We start from the raw sequence: 22,551 nt of genomic DNA, 5'->3' as shown, positions 1-22,551 counted from the left end.
GCTAGACGAACGCGCCGACGCCGGTCACGGCGCGGCCGACGATCAGCGTGTTGATCTCGCGCGTGCCCTCGTAGGAGTACAGCGCCTCGGCGTCGGCGACGAAGCGGCCGATGTCGTAGTCCAACACGATCCCGTTGCCGGCGAGGAGTTCGCGGGCCCAGCCGACCGTCTCGCGCATCCGCGTGGTGCACCACGCCTTGGCCAGCGCGCTGTGCTCGTCGCGGTACGTGCCGGCGTCCTGCAACTGCGCCAGCCGCACCACCATGCCGAACGACGCCGTCACGTTGCCGAGCATCCGCACCAGCAGGTCCTGCACGAGCTGGAACCCGGCGATCGGCCGGCCGAACTGCTCCCGCCGGCCGGCGTACTCCAGGGCGATCTCGTAGGCGGCGAGCATCACGCCCACGGCCTGCCAGGCCACGCCGCTGCGCGTTCGGCGCAGGATGCCGGCCGTGTCGCGGAACGAGTGCGCCTCCTGGAGCCGGTTCTCCTCGGGCACGCGGCAGCCGTCGAAGCGCAGGTCGGCGTTCTGCACGATGCGCAGCGCGATCTTGTTCTCGATCTTCGAGGCGGTGAACCCCGGGGTGCCCCGGTCGACGACGAAGCCCTTGACCCGGTTGTCCGCGACGTCCTTGGCCCACACGACCACGTGGTCGGCGAAGGTGCCGTTGCCGATCCAGCGCTTCGCGCCGTCGAGCACCCACTCGTCGCCCTCGCGGCGGGCGGTGGTGCGCATGCCGCCGGCGACGTCGGAGCCGCCCTCCGGCTCGGTCAGCGCGAACGCCCCGATCCGCTCCATCCGGCCCATGGCGGGCAGCCACCGTTCGCGCTGCTCGGGGGAGCCGCACGCCGCGATGCTGCCCATCGCCAGCCCGGTGTGCACCCCGAAGAACGTCGCCATCGAGGCGTCGGTGTGCGCCATCTCCATCGCCAGGAACCCGCTGAGCAGGCTGCTCGGCTTCTCCCCCGGGCACTCGTCGTAGGAGAGTCCGGCGATGCCCAGGTCCGCGTAACCGGCGATCAGCTGTTTCGGGAACGCCGCCCGCGCCCAGTAGTCGTTGGCCAGCGGCGCGACCTCTTTGCGCAGGAACGCGCGCACCCGGTGCAGGACCTGCCGTTCGGCGTCGGGCAGCAGGTCCTCGAAGCGGTAGAGGTCTCCGGTCAGCAGTTCGTCCATGCGCGATCCCTACCCCGCGCGCCGGGTGTCGAACCGGCGCGCGGGGTGAGGTGACCTACAGGGCGGCCGCCGCGGTCCAGCCGGCCCGATCGGTGAACGACGCCGCCGGTACGACGCCGTCCACGACCCTGCGCAGCTCCGTCTCGGACATGGTGCCGTATCCGTCGACGATCTCCACGAACCAGCCGTTGCCCAGGTCGCGGTCGCAGATGCTCGGCCGCGCGCCGTCGCACGTGGTCTGCTTGCCGGCGCTGTTGTACTTCGCGATGCCCTCGTACACGGTGAGCCGCACGCCGCCCTCGGGGTCCTGCGTCGGCGCGCCGAGGAAGCGCAGCTCGCCCAGGGTCTCCTGGAACGCGCCCGCGCCGCCGAGCCCGGCGTCGGCCAGGGTCCACCCGGCCGGCTTGTAGCCGAGCGAGAACGGCACCTTCACCGGCGTCGACGCGCTGGGCGCGACACCGGCCGCGATGGCGACCAGGTCCTCGCGCGGCGCCTCGTGCCCGAAGGTCTCGTTGACCACGATCGTGGCCCACGCGCCGTCGGCGTACTGCCACGCCAGCGACGGGAACAGCTCGCTCTTCGGCGCGCCGGGCTTCTCCCCCGCGCGCGCCGGCGCGGCGTTGACGGAGGTCTCCCGGTCGACGATCAGGCCGGGGCGGGTGCGCACGGTCACCGCGGTCCCGCCCGCGTACTCCTTCGGGTCGAAGGCGCCCGGCCGGTACACGGTCACCGTGCCGACCGCGAAGTCGTACTCGCGCACCTTGCCGTCCTGGTCCTGGACGGAGGCCTTGCGCGCACCGTCCCGGTAGACGTTGGAGCGCTGCAGTTTGTCGTTCACCAGGAGCGGGTCGGTGATCTTGTACTTGCCTGCGGTCGAGGCGGCCACCGTCGTGTCGAACGGTGCGCCCGGCACCGGGATCGTGACCGGCCCGTCGTTCGGCGCGGCCGAGTCCTGGCCGCCGCCGCCGCCGCCGACGAACACCGGCACCGTCACCGCCCCGGCCGCGACGAGCGCCACGACGGCCGCCGTCCCGGTCAGCCAGGCGGCGCGCCGGCGCTTCTCCAGCCGCCGGCCGGAGGCGACGATGTCGTCGACCCGGTTACGTGCCGGTGGAGCGCCCTCCTTCGCGATATCAAGTACGTCCCGCAGGTCGTACGACATGACTTTCCTCCCGAATGTCCCGTTCGATGAGTCGAATCCGCTCGTTGGAGAGCAGGGAACGCAGGGTCGCCAGCCCACGCATCGTCTGGCTCTTGACCGTCCCCTCGCGGCACCCGAGCGCGGAGGCGGTCTCCTCGACGCTCAGGCCCTCGTAGTACCGCAGGACGATCGCTGCCCGCTGACGGGCCGGCACCTTCCGCAGCGCGGCGGTCACCCGCAGCCGCTCGTCGGTGTCGGCGGTCCGGTCGTCGAGCGGCACGTCGGGCATGCCGTTGCTCGACGGTCGTTCGCGTCGCCAGGGTCGCCGCTTCTCGTCGATCGCCGCCCGCACCACCATGGTGCGGGCGTAGCTGTCCGGTGCGCTGACCCGTCGCCAGCGCACGTACAGACGGGTGAGGGCGGTCGACACTGCGTCCTCGGCCACCTGCCAGTCGCCGCATGACAGGTAGGCGAGGCCGCGGAGCGATTCCATCCGGGCGGCGGCGAACTCCCGGAAGTCGCGCTCGTCGTCAGCGTGCACGCGTGGTTGCTCCCTTCGTCGGGGGCTAGACGAGAGCCCCCTCGGCCGGGGTTGCACGGATTCGCAAACTTTTTGGCGCCTCCTTTTTCCTATCAACTCAGTAGGATATAGTTCCGGCCATGAACCCTCGGCGCACGACCCTCCGGCCACATCGCCTGTCCCGACCCCGTCGACCGCAGCGATCGCCCCAGGAGATGGCACCCACGACCCAGCCGGTGCGCATCACGATCGAACTGACCGTGCCCACGGGCGAGGCCGCCGCCGTGCTGCAGCAGTTGCGCCCGCTGGCCGTCCGCTACGCGAGCCCACCCGCCGAGGAACCGCGGGAAGCGGCGAAGGAGACCGGCGACGCGGTGCACGTCTTCCCCGACACGCGCACCGTCACCTACCGGGACAACGAGATCACGCTGACCCGGCGGGAGTTCGACCTGCTGCTGCACCTCGCCGAGCACCCGCGCCGGGTCTTCGGCCGCGGCCAGCTCCTGCGCAGCGTGTGGGGCACCGACGAGGTCGGCCAGCGCACCGTCGACGTGCACGTGCGGCGGCTGCGCCAGAAGCTCGGCACGCCCAACCCGCTCCTGGCCACCATCCGGGGCGTCGGCTACCGGCTCCACGACCGCGCGGAGCTGGTGATCGTTCGCTAGCGGGCGGGTGGGGTCAGGCGGTAGACCGTCCCCGAGCCGTCGTCGCTGATCAGCACCGAACCGTCGGCGTCGATCGCGGCGTCGACCGGCCGGCCCCAGGACTTGCCGGTCGCCGGGTCGAGCCAGCCGGTGGCGAGGTCGCGCTGCTCCCCCGGGCCGTTCGCGGTCCACGGGAAGTGCAGCACCTTGTAACCGCTCGGGGTGCTGCGGTTCCACGAGCCGTGCAGCGGGATGATCGCGCCCAGGTCCGGAGCCCTGGTCCCCTGCGTGAACGTCAGCCCGAGCGGCGCCGAGTGTGCCGGCAGGCCCACGTCGATCTTCGTGGCGGTCGCGCAGTCGGCCTTCGAGCCGTTGGCGTTCAGCTCCACGTCCCGGTGGTAGCCCATGTTCCGGTTGCTCTGGTCGCTGTTCGGGTTGCAGAACGGCCAGCCGTAGAAGCCGCCCTGCGTCACCTTCGTGAACGGCTCCAGCGGGTAGTTGTCGACGAAGGCCGTCATCTTCTTGCCCCGGTCGCCCTTGCCGTCGCCGTCGACGTCACGGTCGTCGGGGACCAGGGTGTTGTCCCGGTTGTTCACCACGACCCACAGGTCGGCGGTCCCCGGCACGAACGCCAGCCCCTCGGCGTTGCGCAGCCCGCGCGCGTAGAGCTTCCTCCCCTGGTTGGTGCCGGCGGCGTCGTAGGTGTAGATCGTGGCGCGCTGCGGGTCGCTGACCGTATCCGACTCGCAGGCGTTGCAGGTCGAGGCGATCGACAGGTACAGCACGCCCTCGCGGACCGCGATGTTCTTCAACACGTGCGAGTACTGCCCGCGCAGCTCCGGGGTGCTGGTGTCGGGCAGCCCGTCGACCACCACCTCACCGCCCTTGGCCGTCGTGTCCCCGGCGGCGTACGGGTAGCGCATCACCCTGTTCATCTCGGAGACGAACAGCCAGGTGCGCCCGCCCACCTCCGCGAAGACCAGGTCGTGCGGCTTCTGCAGCCCCTTGGCGAAGTCGGAGACCTGCGCCGCACCGTCGGGACCCTTGCGCACCAGCTTCACCGCGCCGCTGCCCGGCGTCGACACCAGCAGCGCCCCGTCCGGCGTCACCGCCATGAACCGCGCGCCGACGATCCGGGTGTAGACCGCCGCGCTCCAGCCCGCCGGCAGTTCCAACGAACGCTCGACGTCGAACGGCGCACCGCGCAGGTTGGCCGGAACGGTGACCGGCACCTTGGCCCGGGGTCCCTCGCTCTGCGACGACGCGGGCGCGCTCGGGGCCGGCGCGGCCGGCCGGGAGGCGGGCGGCTTGTCGGACCCGCAGGCGGCGACCACCCCGACCAGCAACGACACGGCTACGGCAGGTCCGATACGGCGCATACGGTCGAAACTACCCGACCGTGCTCGGCTCCTCCGACGACGCGGAGGCGGCCACCCGCCGGGCCGGTTCCTCGGGCACCGGCGGCAGCGCCGGCGTCGACGGGTCGATCTCGGACAGCTCGCCCGCCTCGTCGCGCAGCCACCGCCTGCCCTGCCCGTCGGTGAACCGCAGCTCCAGCGACATGTCGGCCGACGGCGCCAACCGCACCGAGCCGTCCTGGTTGATCCGCTCCGGATCGGCGGCGCCCAGCGTGCGTTCCTCGTCGAAGCCGGCGTGCACCTCCGCCTCGGCCGACGGGCGCACCAGCTTGAGCCGCCGCACGCAGGTCCAGGCGGCCGGCCGGTCGTGGTAGACCAGCTCGACGTTGTAGATCGGCGCCTCGGAGCCGTTGCGGATCGCCGCCCCGACGATGCCCCGCTTGATCACCGACTGGTACGTCTCGCGTTCGCTCACCGGCCACGCGCACACCTGCTGCGCCTGCGTCCGGGCGCGCGCCTCGGTGTCGCGCCGGTACAGCTCCTCGAGCAGGCCCAGCCGGGCCTCGGTGGCGCGGCGCATCGCGAGCCCCAGGTAGACCAGCAGGGCCGCGAGCCCGGACGTGAGGACCGCGGCCGCGGCCGAGACCCACAGCGGCAGCTGCGCACCTTGCATGGACCTGAAGCTACCGGCTTCCGCCGCGGGGAGCGGCAAAACAAACGGAGACGGGCCCGACGACAATCCGCCGGGCCCGCCGCCGGTCACTCACTTGCCGCGGGTCGCCGCCTGAGCGTGCGAGTCCTTGATCTTCTGGAACGACACGGGCTCGGCCGGCGCCGACGCCGCACGCGCCTGCGACGCGCGCCCGTCCTGACCGCCGTCCACCACCAGCGGCTTGCCGGCGCTGTACAGCCACGCGTTGAACAGGCCGTCGAGGTCCTCGCCGGAGATCCGCTCGGCCAGTTCCTGGAACTGCCCGTTGGTGCCGTTGCCGTACTGCTTGGTGGCGGTCCACTCCTTCAGCAGCTTGAAGAAGGCGTCGTCACCGATCGCCAGGCGGATCTGGTGCACCGCCATCGCGCCCCGGTCGTAGACCGCGACGTCGAAGAGGTTCGCCGCGCCCGGGTCGCCGATGATGACGTCCCAGAACGGGTCGTCGGCCGGGTAGAGCACGTTGTAGTAGAAGTCGAACAGCTCCTGCGCGGTGCCCTCACCGGTGTACTCCGACCAGAGCCACTCGGCGTAGCTGGCGAAGCCCTCGTTGAGCCAGATGTCCTTCCAGTGGTTGACCGACACCGAGTCGCCGAACCACTGGTGGGCGTTCTCGTGCACGACCACGTACGGGTTGGAGCCGCGCCGGAAGAACTCCGCCGCGTAGACCGAACGGGTCTGGTTCTCCAGGGCGAAGCCGAGCGTGGCCGGCGGCACGACGACGCCACCCTGCGCCTCGAACGGGTACGGCCCGAAGACGCCGCTCTCCCACTCCACGACCTCGGCGGTGCGCTCGATGCTGGCGCGCGCCGGTTCGGCGAAGGCACCGAGCCGGTCCGAGTAGGCGTTGATCACCTGCTGGCCGTTGGGGGCCGTGTCGGTGCGCAGCTCGTACTGGCCGATCACGAGGAACGCCAGATAGGTCGCCATCGGCTTGCTCGAACGCCAGCTCCACCGGGTCCAGCCGGCCAGCTCCTGCACCGGCGGGCGGGGCATGATGCCGTTGCTGAGCACCTCGGTGCCGTTGGGCACGAGCGTCGAGATGTCGAACGTCGCCTTGTCCAGCGGGTGGTCGTTGCTCGGGAACCACCACCAGGCGATCTCCGGCTCGTTGACCGCGAGGGCGCCGTCGGGAGTGCGGGTCCACGCCGTGTACCCGTTGACGTCCACCTGGCTCGGCGTGCCCTGGTAGGTGACGACGATGGTGAGGTCCTGCCCGCCGAGGATCGGCCGGGCCGGGGTGACCACCAGCTCGTGATCGCCCTGCCGTTCGTAGGTGGCGGCCCAGCCGTTGACCCGGATGGAGCTGACGGTGAGCAGGAAGTCGAGGTTGAACCGGTCCAGCCCCTGGGTGGCCTTGGCCAGGATGGTGGTGGTGCCGGTCAGCCGGTCGGTGTCGGGGTAGTACCGCAGGCGCACGTCGTAGTGCGAGACGTCGTACCCACCGTTGCCGTAATCCTGGTAGTACGGGTCGCCGATGCCCGGAGCCCCAGGCGCGGCGGCGACCGCCTGGGCCGGGGTGCCGGCAAGGACGAGTGCGAGCGTCGCCGCGGCGGCGACAAATGCACGTCGCAAGGTTGAGCCCCCTTCGATCGTGAGAATTCGATGCCAGGGTATCGATCTGGATCATCGACCACGGACCGGACTCGCGGGCGGCAAGGGTACGGCGAGGGACGAAATTCAGCGCTGCCTGAAAGCCCCCTGGTCAGCGCCCGAACGTCCGGTTACGCGGCGGTGGGGATGCTCCTAGTCTCGGCGGGTGCTTCCCACCCCACCCGACGCGCCGCACGGCCCGGGCCGGCGGCGGGCCGTCGCCTCCCCGCGCCGGAAGCTGATCCTCGGTGGGGCCGCCGCCGCGCTGGTCCTGCTCGCCGGCGGCACCCTGTACGCGTGCACCGGCGAGGATCCGCCGACCCGCAACACCAGCGCCGCGGCCGCACCCTCGACCGACCCGGCCGCGCCGCCCGCCGGCAGCGCCGCGCCGCCGCCGTCCGCCTCCGCCGGGCCGTCCGCGAGCGCCGCCGCGTCCGCCTCCCCCGCCGCCCCGCCGCTGCGCGCCGGCAACCCCGACGGCAAGGCCGACGTCCCCGCCGAGGCGCGCGCCGTCGACACCTCCAGGCCGTCCCGCGTCATCGGCGACGGAACGCCGTCGAGCTGCACCTCCGAGGCGGTCGTCGCAGCCGTGGCGGCCGGCGGGATCATCACGTTCCGCTGCGGGCCGGATCCCGTGACGATCACCATGAAGGCGACCGCGAAGGTCCGCAACGACCACGGTCCGCAGGTCGTGCTCGACGGCGGCGGCAGGGTGACGCTCAGCGGGGGCGGGCAGCGCCGGATCCTCTACATGAACACCTGCGACGCCGCCCAGGTGCACACCACCTCGCACTGCCAGGACCAGGACTCCCCGCAGCTGACCCTGCAGAACATCACCTTCGCCGACGGCACCTCCGTCAACGAGGCCAAGAACGACGGCGAGACCGAGGGCGGCGGCGCCGTCTTCGTGCGCGGCGGCCGGATCAAGGTGGTGAACGCCCGCTTCACCAAGAACCGCTGCGACACCAACGGCCCCGACCTCGGCGGTGCCGGCCTGCGCGTGCTCAGCCAGTACCAGAACAAGCCGGTGTACGTCGTGAACAGCACGTTCGAAGGCGGGGCCTGCTCCAACGGCGCCGCGATCAGCAGCATCGGCGTCTCGTGGGTGATCCTCAACAGCGTCATGCGCAACAACAGCGCGATCGGCCGCGGCCAGAACCCGGCCCAGGCCGGCACCCCGGGCGGCGGCAGCGGTGGCGCGATCTACATGGACGGCAACCTCATCACGCTGCGCATCGCCGGTTCGATCATCGAGGACAACAAGTGCAACGAGGGCGGCGCGGCGATCTTCTTCGTCAGCAACGACCGCACGGGCACGATGGCGATCGAGTCCTCGACGCTGCGGCGCAATCCGCGCGGGACGTTCGAGACGGCGGGACTGCCGGGCATCTTCTTCCTCGGCGCCCGCCCGCCGGCCGTCAGCGGTTCGACCCTGTCCCGCTGACCGGAGAGCGACAAGCCGGTCCCACGGAACGAACGACGGGGCTACGCGCGTAACACCGGATGGCTACACTGCGCGCGTGAAATCGGTCATCATCATCGGTGCCGGGCCGGCAGGATTGACGCTGGCCAATCTCCTGCACGATGCCGGCATCGACTGCATCGTCCTGGAACGCCGCTCCCGGGGCCATATCGAGCACCGCCAGCGCGCCGGGGCCCTGGAGCCGTCGGTGGTGCGGATGCTGGAGCGGTCCGGACTCTCCGCGGGACTCCTGGACGGGATACCCGAGACCGGCACCATCGAGTTCCGGCTGGACGGCGTGGCGATCCCGCTCGATTTCGCCACCCTGACCGGCGGGCTCCGGCTGCGCCTGTGCTCCCAGCAGGTGCTGGTGCAGCGGCTCCTCGACCGGTTCGTCGACAGCGGCGGCGACATCCGCTTCGACGTGACCGACGTCCGGCCGATCGACGTGACCGGCAGCCCGCGGGTCAGCTACCGGACGCCGGCCGGCGAGCCGGTGACGATCGAGTGCGAACACGTCGCCGGCTGCGACGGACCCCGGGGAGTGAGCCGCACCGCGCTCCCGCCGGGCACCCTCACCACCGCCGAACGCGACTTCGGCATCGGCTGGCTCACCGTGCTCGCGGACGCGCCGCCGATGGGGAAGCTGATAATGGCGGCGAGCCGGCACGGGTTCGCGGGTCACTTCCCGCGCGGGCCGAAGGCCATCCGGTACTACCTCCAGTGCGCACCCGACGATTTCCCGGAGAACTGGCCGGACGAGCGGATCTGGAAGGAGCTTTCGCTGCGGCTCTGCGCCGATCGGATCCCGACCGGGCCGATCACCGAGAAGAGCGTGGTGCCGCTGCGGGCCGAGGTGCACGAGCCGATCTCGGCCGGGCGGCTGCACCTCGTCGGCGACTCGGCCCACGTCATCGCGCCGCTGGGCGGCAAGGGCATGAACCTGGCGATCCACGACGCGTTCACGCTCGCCCCCGCGCTCGTCGCCCACCTGCGACACGGCGACGAGACGGCCCTGCGCGACTACTCCGACACCTGCCTGCGTCGGGTGTGGGACCAGCAGGAGCAGGCCGCCGCGCTGGTGGAGATGATGCACGCCAGTCTCGACGACTCGCCGGCCGGCCGGTTCCGGGACCGGACCATGAAGGCCCGGCTGGAACGGCTCGCCGACTCACCGGCCGCCGCCCGGGTGTTGGCCGACTTCATGAGCGGTGGTTAGTTCCCACGCTCACGCGTTGACCGGCACGCACTTGATCACCAGCGTCTCCAGCCGTCCGAGGTGGGCCCGCATCACCGGGTCCGCAACGGCGTCGGTGACGCTGACGACGTGTTCCAGCCAGGCCGCCTTGGTGTGCGCCTCCTGCAGCGGCACGGCCACCCCGAGCAGCGTCTCGACGGCCGCCGCCTCGTTGCCGGCGACGAGCTGCCCGAACGCCGTCAGCACCGCCTGTGCGATCGGATCCCGCCCTTGCACCCCGAACTGCCGCAGGAACATCCACTGGATCGCCTCGGCGGGATCGGTGCGCGCGAGTGTCGTTCCGGGGGCCGGCGCCGGACGGATCGGCTGCCCCGGCCCGCCGCTCCAGGCGTAGGCGGCGCTCTCGATCCCGCCGTGCGACTGGGACAGTTCCCGCGCCGCGAGCGCGTCTGCGTACGCCCGCTGGACGATGTCGAGTGTGGAGTTGACCTCCCGTTCGCTCTCGTCCAGGGAGACGACCTGGCTGATCGGGCCGCGCCGGGTGGGGTCGAGCCGTTCGACGTGCAGGCGCCGTTCGATCGCCTGCAGCGGCATGCCCTGGGTGCCGGCCCGCGCCGGCTGGGTCCTGATCGTCTTGGTCTCGCCGAAGATGTCGTTGCGCGAGACCCGCAGCGAACGGTCACCGGTGAACGCGAACCGCAGATACTGCCGCGCCGTGAACCGGATCGGCTCCGGCTCGCCGCCCGGCTCCGGCGACGGGATCAGCGTCTCGCCGTGGAACTCGTGATCCAGCCAGTTGCGCGACGGGAGCGTGCTCTCCACCCCCGGCAGCGCGTGGATGTCGGTCCGCGCGACCGTGCCGATCTCCTCGATGATCCGGTCGGCGTTGGCGGCCAGGTACCGCCGCGCGCTCGCCGGCAACTGCTCCAGCAGGTCGTCGACCTCGTGCCGGTTGAGCGCCATCAGCCGGACCTTGACCAGCATCGGCATCTTCAGCAGCCCCGTCACGAGCGTCATGATGTGGGTGACCGCCGTGACGATCTGCCCGCGCAGCGCCAGTGACTCCTCGAAGCCGAGCAGCGTGCGCTGGTGTTCCTCGCCCAGTGGCCCGAACGCCAGCGCCTGCGCGTAGTCGCGGGCGACCCGTTCGGAGACGGCGATCGACATCCGCTGGACGTACCGCACCAGGTCGAACGGCCGCGCCGAACGCCCGGCCGCCGCCTGCTCGGGCGTGGAGAAGAGTCCCGTGCTGCGCCGCTCGACGCCGCGCAGGAACGAGATGACCCCCGCGGCCGGCACCCCGCCCGTGGTCTGGATGCCGATCCGCTCGTCGACGACCCGTTCGGGCTGCCACAGCACCTCGTCCTCGGTCATGTCGTTCTCGTTGACCCACGGCACGAGGCCGTCGCGCGTCTCGGTGAACGCCTCGCGCAGGTCGGCGAGCGCGCGATTGTCCGGCCGCTGCGCCATCCGCGCGCCGTACCAGGCGTCGAAGGTCGCGCCGAGCCCCTCCCGGAACGGCGTCAGCGCCTGCGTGACGCTGAACCCCTGCCGGCCGGCCTCCTCCAGCCAGGCCACCACCTCGACCGCGCGCCGGTGCTGGTGGGTGGCCGTCTCCGTCTCGCGCCACTCGCCGCCGACCGCCGCGCCCGGCAGGTAGACCACCTCGGCGATCTGCCAGACCTCGTTGCGCACGAGGCGGTCGCCGGCCAGATGGAGCTGGTGCTGATGGGAGTACCAGACGCCCGAGGCGCCCAGGAAGACCGGCCGCGCGTCGACCTTGATCTCGATGGCGAGGCGCGTGATGCTGCCGAGCGTCACGCCGAAGTCCGGCAACTCGTTGGCGCTGAACGTCTCCTTGTTCTCGGCGGTGATCACGACCGGCTCGCCGACGCGGACCATCGTCTCCAGTTCGCCGCCGACGAGGCCCCACCGGCCGGCGCCGGCGAGCGCGCCCACCGCGGCCGGCGAGTCCGACTCGAGGGTGCGCGGCAACGGGACCGGCCGGCCGTCGGACTCGAAGACCAGCGCCCTGGTCGACATCGCCGCCCGGCCGCGCATCGCCGCGTCCGACACCGCCTTCATGGCGACGTGTGGGTTGGTCGGGTCGAGCCAGACGACGTCCCCCGACGGGGCGCGGGTGACGAGCCAGGCGTGGCCGGGGGCGCCGTTCGGGCCGTCGGCGAGCACGAACCCGACGCGCCCGGTGCTTCCGGCGGCGCCCACCAGGTCGGAGACCGCCGCGAAGCCCGGCACGCGCGGCCACGTCCGGCCGGGTCCCCACTGCGACCAGCGGTCCGGGCGCAGCGCGGCGTCGTCGAGCGTTCGGCCGGCCGGGATGCCGGTCCGGTCGAACAGCGCGCCCCGCGCGGCGACGAGCACGTCCACGCACCACTCGTCGCCCGGCTTCTGACCGCCCGCCGCGCCGGCCCGGTCCAGCCGCGGCTCGATGCCGGCGACCACGGCCCGCAGGTACGCCAGGGCCGCTTCGGGAACCGGGGTGCCGTTGGCGTCGACGAGGAGCGTCGGGTGCGCGCCCGGCACCGGAGCGGAGCGGTCGGCCATGCGCATCCGGAACGCCTGCGCCCGCGCGTCCGTCGGCATCCGCAGCGCGTCGCGGCTGCCGGCCGTGCCGAAGACGAAGCCGTTCGTGGCGCGGGGTGCGGGGCGCTCGACGGCGGGCCCGGCCGTCCCGAGGTGCACCCCGGTCGCCAGTTCCGTGGCGAGCACGTCGTACGCCGTCCGCGGCGGCTCCGCCGGTGCCGTGGGCGCGGGCGGAACGCGGTCCGGATCGGCCTGCCGCTCGTGATGTTCGCGCACCATCCGGCGGGAGGGCAGCACCAGCGGGTCGTTGTTGAGGTGGTCCATGCCGGCGGGTCCCGAGGTGTACCCGCCGCCGGTCGACCACTTGTAGTCGTTGCCCTTGCGCCCGATGCTGCGCGCGTACGCGAGCACGTCCACCTTCCACTCCTCGTTGAGGACGTAGGCGAACGAGATGCCGTGCGCGCCGCGGTCGGTGTGCGTGTGCTGCGGCGAGTTCAGCGCCGCGCCCTCGCGCGGGGTGGAGCCGTTGGCGATGGCGCGCAGCGCCCGCAGGTCCCAGTCGGAGATGTAGTCCCGCACGTCCTCGTGCAGGTGCACCTCCCCCGAGGGTGCCCAGTCGCCCGGCCGGTGCGGCTCGAACTTTCGCCGCCGGGTGTCGATCGCCGCCGCCCGCTCGTACGCCGCACGGTGCTGCGCGTACTCGTGGTGGGACCAGGTGCGCTGCGCCACGTCGCGCAGTTCCGCGCCGCCGACCCGGTCGGTCCAGCGGCCGAAGTCGCGCTCGAACCGCTCCCGCTCGCGTTCGCCCGGCCGCGGCGCGGCGGTGAAGTTGCCCGGCCGGCTCAGGAACGCCGTGAACGTCAGCGCGTCCAGCGAGTCCGGATCCGCGACGGCGCGTTCCAGCATCTCGCCGGTGTCGTCGTACCGGGCGAGCAGCACGATCAGTTCCGGGTTCGCCGCCAGCTTCCGCGCGATCCGTGGGCCGTTCGGGCCGGCCAGCGCCGCCCTGGTCGGGGTGCCCTCGCCGAGCCACAGGTCGCGCAGTTCGGACAGGTGCGCGGTGGACGGTGCGCGTTCCGCGACGATCTCCGACGCCGAACGGCTCGGCCCGGCCCGTTCGGCCCGTTCGGCGGCGGTGCCGCGCTTGCCCCGTTCGACGATCGGGTACGTCGGGCCGCGGGTGCCCGGGGCGCGCGGCGTCGGTGCCGCGGCCGCGCGGCGGGCGTTCTCGGCGTCGACGACGTGCCTCAACCGCTGCCCGAGCCCGTCCGGCGACAGTGCCCGCTCGCCCAGTTCGGTGTCGATCGCGCGCAGGTCGTCCAGGCGGGCGAGGAGCACGCGCCACGACTCGGCGGGCAGGTCGACGGCCCGGTCCGACAGGGCCCGCAGCAGCGCGGTGTGCTGCCGCAGCCCCTTCCAGCCGGTGCCGGAGACGGCCTTCGCCAGCCCCGGGTTGGGCACGAACGCCGTCCACAGCGGCGGGCCGCCCGCCGCGATCATGTCGGCCGCGACGGTGCGGACCCGTTCGGCCACCTGGCGGATGTGCGGGTGCGCGCGCATCGCGGCGAGGAGGGCCGGGTCGGCGGAGAGGCGTTCGGCCAGGCCGCGCCCGTCGCGCAGCACGCCCCGCCAGCTCTCCAGGTGTTCGACCAGGTCCTGAAGCAGTTCGTGGTGGCGGAAGAGCAGGTTGCGCACGGCCGGCCGGGCGGCCACCTCGGCGATCCCCGGCTGACGGCCGACGGCGTCGACCAGGGCGGGCACCATCTGGGCGAACTTCAACAGGTCCGGCGAGGAGAACAGCAGGTCGACGGTCTCCTGCGAGGCGCGGGCGAACGGCTCGTAGAACCGGTCCGCGGTGAGGTTCCGGAACGTCCGCTCGACCTGTGCGGCCCGGTCCTTGGCGTTCGCCGGCATCAGGCGGTCGAACAGGTCGTTGTGCCGCTCCAGCGCGTACAGCAGCACCGGCCGGTCGTTCAGGCGGGCGACCAGCGTGGGGTGCGCGTCGGCGGCGTCCTCCTCGCTCACCCCGACGCTGACGGCCTGGGCGCGCAGCTGCCGGACCCGCTCGGCGTCCTGGTGCGCGGCGCGCAGCAGCGTCTCGTTGCTGACGAACACCTTCTGCACCACGGAACCGTGGTCGAGCAGTTCGGAAAGCAGCAGGCCGCCCTGCGTGAAGACGTCGCGCACGTACCCGTGCCGCATCGCGAGGCGGGTGATGTCGTCGTCCTCGGAGATCAGCCGGAACGCCTCGTGGCCGGAGTTCAGCACCGCGACCGTGTCGTCGTGCAGTTCGGCGTGCACGTACTCCTTGTTGAGCGCCATCGACTCGCGGCGGCTCTCGTAGGTGACGAGTTCCCGGCGGAACAGCTCTCCCTCGCCGAGGAAGCGCGCGTACAGCTTGTCGTTCGTCAGCAGCGCGGAGACGAACGCGGCGTCGACCGTCAGCCGGCGCGCGGCCGGCGAGGTCGAAAGGAGCCGCCGCACGGAGGGCCGGTCCTCGTACAGGTCGAACAGCTCCGAGCGCATCATGACGGCCTTCGCCAGCGTCGGGAACCGCGCGACCAGTGTTCGCAGCCCGGACATCCCCGGCTCGGCGAGCCGGTCGAAGTAGCTCATGAAGACGGCCCGGTTCTCCGCCGCCTCGTCCTCCTCCCACTCGTCGGCGTCGGCCCGTTCGGCGGCGAGCTTGGCGTCCACCGCGCGCGCGAAACCGGCCCGGTCGCCGGTGAGCGTGCGCATCAGTGCGGCGGTCTCCGGGTTGTCGATCGGCTCGCCGTCGTCCGTCAGCAGGCGCGGCAACTGCTCGGCGAGCAGGGTGCGCAGTTGGCTCAGGGCCGCCTCGCGCGGCAGCCGCTCCAGCGTCTGCTGCAGCAGGTCGAGCAGTTCCGGGCCGTCCAGCAGCAGATGCAGCTCGTCGGAGCCGATGACGGTCGGCAGGAGTTCGGGCGACAGGAGCGCCTCGGCGAGCGCCGCCCGGCCCGGTTCGCCGGAGAGGGCGTTCTCCAGGAAGCGGAGCAGATCCTCCTCGGCGAGGAAGTCCTGCCAGTGGTCCATCGTCATGCCGGGCTGGAAGCCGTACCGGTTCAGCGTCTCCAGCACGCGCGGGAAGTCGGTGAGGACCGCCGAGCCCCGGTAGGGCACGAGCGGGTGCCGGCCGTCGTCGAAGTTCCCGGAGACGAACGCCTGCGCGGCGTCGCGGTTCTGCAGGGCGAGCCGCAGCGCGGCCGGCGACGCGAGCAGGTGCGTCCAGATGCGGCGGGAGTCGTCGTCGCCCCGACCGGTCAGCAGCCGGATGTTGTGGATCATCTTGTGCGCGGCGAGGCCGGCGTGGCTCTCGGCGTTCCCGGTCTGCGGACCGAACCGCGGGAAGACGATCGAGTTGCGCACCACGCCGGGCAGCAGCGCGGCGTACCAGCCGAAGGCCGGCACCTCGAACATCCCGCGCAGGGTCCCGGCGCGCGCGTCGGCCGGGGCGTCGCGCATGCTGTCCAGCAGCTCCGGCAGGTCCGGCACGCGGATGCCGACGAGCCGTTCCCATGCGAACGGGTAGCGCAGCAGCGCCCGCACCAGGTCGCCCGAGGGCGGGACGCCCGCCACGACGCCGCGCAGGTTCTCCGGGACCCGGGCCAGTTCGGCGGAGTGGCGCCGGTGCTGCAGGAGCGGCGCGAACAGCTCCGGCTTGTGCAGCAGGCGCCGGTACTCGTGCGGCGCGTCGAGCAGCTTCGGGTGCTCGACCAGGTACTGCAGCATCGCCGGGTCGGGCTTCGGCGCGCCGGTGGCCAGCGCCGCCGCCAGCGCCGGGCTGGCCGCCTTCGCCCTGGCCAGCAGGTCGTTGCCGCGCGGCCGGGTCGGTCGGGTGGTCGCCCACGCCGGTGCCTTGGCGTTCCGCAGGACCGATCCAAGATCTTGACTTCGGTCGAACCGGGTCGGCTCCTCCGACAGCACCTGTGCCACGGCCGGATTGCGGACCGCCGTCTCCAGCAGGGTCACGTCCGCCGCGAGCCGGTCGACGAGCTTCGGATTTTCCAGGAGAACGTCGACCAGGCGCACACCCTCCGGACGTTCCCCCAGAAGGGCCAGCACGCGGGGATCGGTCCGCGCGGCGCGCATGAGGTCGGGCGAGACGACGAGCGCCGGCAGCGCCCGCGGCGCGGCGTACAGCGCCGAGACGAACGCCCGGTCGTCGAGGACCTCGCGCCAGTCCGCCGTGCTCAGGCGCACCCGCTCCTCGACGGCCAGGGCGGCGGCCGGCAGGCTGGCGAGGCCCACGGCGTTCTCCAGGGTGCGCACCGGGTCCGGCGCGCCCAGGATCGCCTCCCGCAGCTCGGGAACCGCCACCATCGCCCGCGCCCACGCGGTGCCGGACGGGCCGCGGCCCAGCGCCTCCAGCAGGTCCCGGTTGTGCCCGATCAGCTTGTACAGCGTCGGGTTCTGTCCCAGGATCGCCGCGATGAACCGGATGTAGTCGTCGACCAGGTCGCCCACGGCCGGGTCGGCGAGCGCCTCGTCGAAGACCGTCGGGTCGGCGAGCAGGGCCGGGACGGCGCGGAAGTCGTGCAGCACCTCGTCGCGCCACTGCTCCGACGCCGCGATGGCCGGCACCAGGTCCGGCCGGTGTCCCGCCACGAGGCCGATCGCCGGGGTCGCTCCGGCGGCCTCCAGTGCCTTCGGGTTGTCCAGCAGCGCCTGGATCGTCTCGGGGCGGGTCAGGTGGCCGGTGTCGTTCGACCGGACGGCCTGGTGCAGGGTCAGCAGGTACTCGGCGACCTGCGCGATCGGCCAGTTGTCGCGCCATCCGGTGCCGGCGACGGCCGTGCGCAGGGCGTCGCGCAGCCACTTCTCCCGGGAGGCGAGAACGTGTGCCCGCCGGCCCTGCCGGAGCGTGGTGATGATCTTCGTGAGTTCGCGCTCGGGGAGCGGCTTGAGCACGGCCTGCTGCGCCGGACCCGATTCGCCCTGCTGCGCCGGCTGGGTGGCGCGGTTTCGCCGGGACGGGCCGCCCAGGTGCACACCCGTCGGCTGCTGCCGCAGCTCCGCGGCGAGCGCGTCGTAGGCGTTCTCCGGCACCTCCGCCGGAGCGGTGCGCCGCGGCGGGGTCCGGTCGAGGATGCCTTGCGCCGCCGCCTCCCGGCGTTCCGCCACGAGGTCGCGCACCCGCGCGCGGGACGGGCCGAGGTACCCGCCGTTGATGAGGCGGTCCATGCCGGCCGGCCCCGAGGTGTACCCGCCCTCGCGCGGCCACTTGTAGTCGTTGCCCTTGCGCCCGATGCTGCGCGAGTAGACGAACACGTCCACGCTCCACTGCTCGTTCACCACGTAGGCGAACGACACGCCGTTGGCGCCGCGGTCGACGTGCTGGTGCAGCGGGACGTTGATCTGGATCTCGAAGTCCTCCTCGCGCGGCCCACCGGTGCCCGCCGCGATGCCGTGCAGCACCTCCAGATCGGCGTCGGTCAGGGAGTCACGCACGTCATCGTGGATGTGCACGGTCCCCGACGGCTCCCACGAGTCCCGCACGTGCGGCTCGAACTCCGCGATCCGGCGCTCCAGCGCCACGAGTTCGTCGTGCTCGTCCTTGCGGCGCCGGTAGTCGCGGCGTTCCCACACCGGCCGGGCCGCGTCGCGCAGTTCGGCACCGGCGCCGGCGCCGATGGCGTTCGTCCACGCGCCGAAGTCGTGCTCGAACCCGCCGGCGCCGGAGTACCCGCCCCGCCCCAGGAAGCGGGCGAACGTGAGCCCGTCGACCGCCGCCGGGTCGGCGACGACCTGCTCCAGCAGGTGTTCGTAGCGGCGCAGCAGCACCAGCAGTTCGGGGTGGGCCGCCAGCGCGGTCGCCAGGGCCTCGCCGGCCGGCCCCGCCAGCGCCTGCTGCCCGGCCGTGCCCTCGCGCCGCCACCACTCGCGCAGTTCGCGCACGGCCCGCGGTTCCGTTGCGGGCTGCGGCGCCGCCTTCGCGCGCCGGCCGGCGGCCCCGGTCAGTTCGGCGCGTTCGGCGGCGGTGCCGCGCTTGGCCCGTTCCGGGAGGGCGTAGGTGTGCGGTCGCGACGCCGTCGGTGCGGCCACGGTCGCCGCCGCGCGCCGTGCCTCCTCCCGCGCGGCCAGGTCGGCCAGCCGGGGCCCGAGCGCCTCCGGGGTCAGGTCGCCGCGGGACAGGTCGGTCTCCACCGCGCGCAGCAGTTCGCCCCGGCTCAGCAGGGTGCGCCACGCCGCGGCGTTCTCCTCGGGGCCGGCGCCGAGGTCGACCCGTTCGTTCGACAGGGTGCGCAGCAGCTCGGTGTTGGTGCGCATCGCGCGCCAGCCGCCGCCGGACAGGACGCCGGCGAGTTCCGGATGCGCGGCCAGGGCCGACCACAGCGGCGGCCCGGCGGTGGCGGCCAGGTCGGCGGCGAGCGGGCGGAGGCGTTCGGCCGCGTCGCGCAGGTGCTTGTGCGCGCGCAGCGCGTCGAGCAGCGGCGGACTCGCGGTGAGCCGGTCGGCCAGCCCCACCGAGTCGCGCAGCACACCCCGCCAGCCGTCGATGTCCTCGACCAGGTCGTCGGCGAGGCTCGGCTCCTTGAGCAGCAGCTTGCGCACCGCCGGCCGGAGCACGAGGTCGGCGAGGGCCGGCTGCCGGTCGATGGCCTCGACCAGGCCCGGCGCCTTGTCCACCACGAACTGCAGCAGCTGCGGCGAGGCGAACAGGAGGTCCGCCGTCTCCGTCGACGCGCCGGCCAGCCCCTCGTGGAACTCGGGCTTCGACAGCAGGATCGCGGCGAACGCCTGCCGGCCCATGTTCTCCATGGCGGGCGTGAGCTGCCGGCCGGCCGGCGGCACCGGCACGAACCGGTCGACGACGCCGGGGTGGCGGTCCAGCGCCTCGAGCAGCGGCCCCTGGGTGGAGAGCCGGTCGACCAGGGCCGGATCGCGCCGCACGGCCGTCAGCAGCACCTCGCTGCCCAACACGACCCGCTGCACCAGCGACCCGCCGTCGAACAGCTTCGTCAACAGCTCGCCGCCCTGCCGCAGCGCGGTGCGCACGTACTCGTGCCGCAACGCGAGGCGGGTGATGTCGTCGTCGTCGGCGACCAGGTGGAACGCGTCGGTGCTGGCGTTGACGACATCGGCCAGCTCGGGCTCGGCCCGCGCGTACTCCGGGTTGAGCGCCAGCGCCTCGCGCCGCGCCGGATAGGCGATGAGGTCCTTGCGGAACTGGTCGCCCTCGCGCAGGAACCGCGTGTACAGCTCGTCGTTCTTGAGCAGGCCGGCGACGAAGTCGCGGTCGACCGTGAGCCGGCGGGCGGCGGCGGAGTTCTCCAGGATCCGCCGCACGGAGGGCCGGTCCTCGTAGAGGTCGAACAGCTCCGAGTCGGCCAGCAGCGCCTTGGCCAGCGTCGGGTGGCGCCGCACGAGGTCGCGCAGTCCGGCCGTGTCCGCGCCGGCGAGCCGGTCGTAGGTGGCCAGCACGACGGCCCGGTTCTCCGCCGCCTCGTCCTCGTCCCACTCGTCGCCGTCGGCGCGTTCGGCGGCGATCTTGGCGTCGAGGGCGCGTTCGAACTCGGTGCGCCCGCCGGTCAGCGTGCGCATCAGTTCGGCGGTCTCGGGGTTGTCCGTCTGCTCGCCGTCGGCGGTGAGCAGGCGCGGCAGGTTCCGCTCGATCAGCGTGCGCAGCTGGGCCGACGCGGCGGAACCGCCCTCCCGCAGGGCGCGCCGGATCGCGTCGAGCAGCCCCTCGTCCGCCAGCAGTTCCCGGAAGTCGTCGGAACCGGTGACCGTCGGCAGCAGGTCGGGCATGAGCAGCGCCTGTGCCACGGGCCGGTCGGGGTTCTCGTCGGCCAGCGCCCGTTCGAGCCAGGGCAGCAGGTCGGCGTCGGCGAACAGGTACGCCCAGTGGTTCATCGTCATGCCGGGCTGGTGGCCGATGCGGTTCAGCGTCTCCAGGACGGTCGGGTAGTCGTCCAGCACGGCCGAGCCCTGCCAGGAGACCAGCGGGTGGAAGCCGTCCCGGAAGGAGCCGCTGATCAGGACCTGGCCGGCCTCGCGGTTCTGCATGACGAGGCGCTGCACGGCGGGCGAACGCATGAGGCCGCGCCACACGTTCTCGGCGTTCCGGTCGCCGCGCGCGGTCACCGTGCGGATGTTGCCGACGATCCGGTGCGTGGTGATGCCGGAGAAGTTCTCGCCGTTGCCGAGGTGCGGGCCGAAGCGGGGGAACGTCGCGTTGCCCACCAGCGCCGTCGGCAGCATCGCGGCGTACCAGGCGTACGAGGGCAGCTCGTACATCGCCCGATGCGTCACCGTGCGCACGTTGGCGGGGGCGGCCTGCAGGGACCGCAGCAGGTACGGCAGTTCCGGGCGCAGGACACCGACCAGCCGTTCCCACGCGAACGGGTAGCGCAGCAGCATCCGCACCAGGTCGCCGGAGGGCGGCACGCCCTCGGTGACCTCGCGCCGCGCGTCGGCGGGGAGGCGGGCCATCGCGGCGGCGGCCCGCTGGTGCTCCAGCAGCAGCGGGAACAGCTCCGGCTTGTGCAGCAGGCGCCGGTACTCGTGCGGGGCGTCGAGCAGCTTCGGGTGGTCGGCCAGGTACTGCAGCATCGCGGGCGGCGGCGTGGGCGCGCCCGAGGAGAGCGCGGCCGCCAGCGCCGGGCTGGCCGCCCTCGCCCGGGCGAGCGGGTCGTTGCCCCGGGCGACGGCCGGGCGGGCGGTGGCCCACGCCGGCGCCGTCGCGTCACGCAGGGCCGCGCCGAGGTTCGTCGCCCGGACGAACGGCTTCGGGTCGGCCGAGATCCGCTGCACCACGGCCGGGTTGTCGACGGCCGTCTTCAACAGCTGCGGCTCGGCCCCGAACCGGTCGGCGAGCGGCGGATTCTCGAAGAACAGGTCGACCAGCCGCAGCCCGTCCGGGCGGGTGGCGAGCTGTTCCAGCACGACGTCGTGCTCCTGTGCGGCGCGCATGAGCGCGGGCGAGACGACCAGCGCCGGCAGCACCCGCGGCACGTCGTACAGGTCCGACAGGAACGCGGTGTCGGTGAGGATCTCGCGCCAGTCGTCGGCGTCCAGGCGCAGCCGCTCCCCCGCGGCCAGTGCGGCGGCCGGCAGGCTGGCGACGCCCAGCGCGTTCTCCAGCACCCGCTGCGGCAACCGGGAACCCATGATCGCCGCACGCAGCTGCGGGATCCGCGAGATCGCGCGGGCCCACACGGTGCCCGAGGGGCCGCGCCCCAGGGCCTCCAGCATCCGGTGGTCGTCGCCGACCTTGCCGAAGATGTCGGGGTTCATGCCGAGGACCGGGCCGACCATCCGGATGAAGTCGTCGACGAGGTCGTTCACCTCGGGGTCGGCCAGTGCGCGGTCGAAGAGCGTCGGATCGGAGAGCAGCGCCGGGGCCGCGGCCGGCTGGTTGAGGACGTCGAGGCGCCACCGTTCGGACTCGGCGATGAACGGCACCAGATCCGGCCGGTGTCCGGCGATGAGCGCGATCGCCGGGATCCGGCCGGCGAACTCCAGCGCCTTCGGGTTGCTGAGCATCGCCTGGATGGTCTCCGGGCGGGTCAGGTGCGCGAGGTCGTCGGTGCGCATGACCAGGTTCAGGGTCAGCAGGTACTCGGCCATGTCGCGCAGCGGCCAGCCGGCGCTCCAGCCGGTGTGCGATACGGCCGTGCGCAGGGCGTCACGCAGCCACCGTTCGCGGGTGGTGAGGGTGGCGGCGCGGCCCTCGCGGACCAGCGCGATGACGCGGTTCAGCTCGCGTTCGGGGACCGGCGGGCCGGCCGGGGGTGCCGCGGCGGGCGGGGGCGCGGAGGAGGCGCCGGCCTGGGCCGCCCGGGCCGCACCGGGCTTCTTGCGCCGCTTCTTCTTCGCGCCCGCCGGCGCCGGGGCGGTGCCGGGCGGCGGGGCCAGGCGCACGCCGTACCGGGCGGCGAGGCGTTCGGCGACGTCTGGCGGGACGGTGTCGTCGAAGTGCAGCACCATCTGGCCGCGGGTGGCCGCCGGCCGCTTCGCGAAGTAGCGGTTGAGCAGGGTCGAGGATTCCTCGATCGGGCCGATGTGGACCTGGATGGTGCCGGGCTGCGACGTCGCGGCCGCGGCGCGTTCGACGGCGGCGGTCGGCGGGGTCGTGCCGGGGTCGCCCGTGTGCAGGTAGAGCACTCCGGCACCGGCGGCGATGACGCGGTCGCCCAGGCAGTCCTCCATCGTCGGACTCGTCATCGCGGCCTCCTGTCGCC

Annotated in this window: 10 protein-coding genes; 3 read left to right on the top strand and 7 right to left on the bottom strand. The window is 73.1% G+C overall.

The window, feature by feature from the left end:
- Position 1: 1 nt before the first annotated feature.
- The 3 genes from Val02_RS29575 to Val02_RS29565 are packed head-to-tail and all read right to left on the bottom strand — an operon-like array spanning position 2 to position 2,859.
- Positions 2-1,177, bottom strand: a complete 1,176-nt coding sequence (locus tag Val02_RS29575) for an acyl-CoA dehydrogenase family protein (RefSeq protein WP_239153425.1) — start codon at positions 1,175-1,177, stop codon at positions 2-4.
- A gap of 55 nt (positions 1,178-1,232) precedes the next feature.
- A complete protein-coding gene (locus tag Val02_RS29570; RefSeq protein WP_203902530.1) occupies positions 1,233-2,339 on the bottom strand; it encodes a hypothetical protein in 1,107 nt (368 codons plus the stop codon).
- Positions 2,311-2,859 carry a SigE family RNA polymerase sigma factor gene (locus tag Val02_RS29565; RefSeq protein ID WP_203902529.1) on the bottom strand — a complete coding sequence of 183 codons (549 nt, stop codon included), beginning with the start codon at positions 2,857-2,859 and terminating at the stop codon, positions 2,311-2,313. The genes Val02_RS29570 and Val02_RS29565 overlap by 29 nt, the downstream gene beginning before the upstream one ends.
- Positions 2,860-3,053: 194 nt before the next feature.
- Between Val02_RS29565 and Val02_RS48305 the strand changes: the two genes are divergently transcribed.
- Positions 3,054-3,503 (top strand): winged helix-turn-helix domain-containing protein, encoded by a 450-nt coding sequence (locus tag Val02_RS48305; RefSeq protein WP_275415626.1) that lies wholly within the window; start codon positions 3,054-3,056, stop codon positions 3,501-3,503.
- Here Val02_RS48305 and Val02_RS29555 read toward each other — a convergent pair.
- The 3 genes from Val02_RS29555 to Val02_RS29545 all read right to left on the bottom strand — a co-directional run bounded on the left by Val02_RS29555 (position 3,500) and on the right by Val02_RS29545 (position 7,124).
- Positions 3,500-4,861 carry a PQQ-dependent sugar dehydrogenase gene (locus tag Val02_RS29555; protein WP_203902527.1) on the bottom strand — a complete coding sequence of 454 codons (1,362 nt, stop codon included), beginning with the start codon at positions 4,859-4,861 and terminating at the stop codon, positions 3,500-3,502. The genes Val02_RS48305 and Val02_RS29555 overlap by 4 nt on opposite strands.
- Before the next feature lie 10 nt (positions 4,862-4,871).
- Complete coding sequence (locus tag Val02_RS29550) at positions 4,872-5,513, bottom strand: hypothetical protein (RefSeq protein WP_203902526.1); 642 nt, start codon at positions 5,511-5,513, stop codon at positions 4,872-4,874.
- Between the two features lie 90 nt (positions 5,514-5,603).
- The gene (locus Val02_RS29545) at positions 5,604-7,124 is read right to left on the bottom strand and encodes a M1 family metallopeptidase (RefSeq protein WP_203902525.1); all 1,521 of its coding nucleotides are present in this window, start codon (positions 7,122-7,124) and stop codon (positions 5,604-5,606) included.
- Between the two features lie 259 nt (positions 7,125-7,383).
- On the opposite strand from Val02_RS29545, the gene Val02_RS29540 reads away from it, so the two are divergent.
- Both Val02_RS29540 and Val02_RS29535 read left to right on the top strand, forming a co-directional pair.
- Complete coding sequence (locus tag Val02_RS29540) at positions 7,384-8,586, top strand: hypothetical protein (RefSeq protein WP_373317963.1); 1,203 nt, start codon at positions 7,384-7,386, stop codon at positions 8,584-8,586.
- Positions 8,587-8,662: 76 nt separating this feature from the next.
- Positions 8,663-9,823, top strand: a complete 1,161-nt coding sequence (locus tag Val02_RS29535) for a 4-hydroxybenzoate 3-monooxygenase (RefSeq protein WP_203902524.1) — start codon at positions 8,663-8,665, stop codon at positions 9,821-9,823.
- A 9-nt stretch (positions 9,824-9,832) separates the two neighbouring features.
- Here Val02_RS29535 and Val02_RS29530 read toward each other — a convergent pair whose 3' ends face one another.
- Positions 9,833-22,534, bottom strand: coding sequence for a hypothetical protein (locus tag Val02_RS29530; protein WP_203902523.1), 12,702 nt, complete (start codon positions 22,532-22,534; stop codon positions 9,833-9,835).
- Positions 22,535-22,551: the final 17 nt, after the last annotated feature.

The organism is Virgisporangium aliadipatigenens (assembly GCF_016863615.1).
Lineage (GTDB): Bacteria > Actinomycetota > Actinomycetes > Mycobacteriales > Micromonosporaceae > Virgisporangium > Virgisporangium aliadipatigenens.
This window is presented reverse-complemented; position numbering and strand designations above follow the sequence as displayed.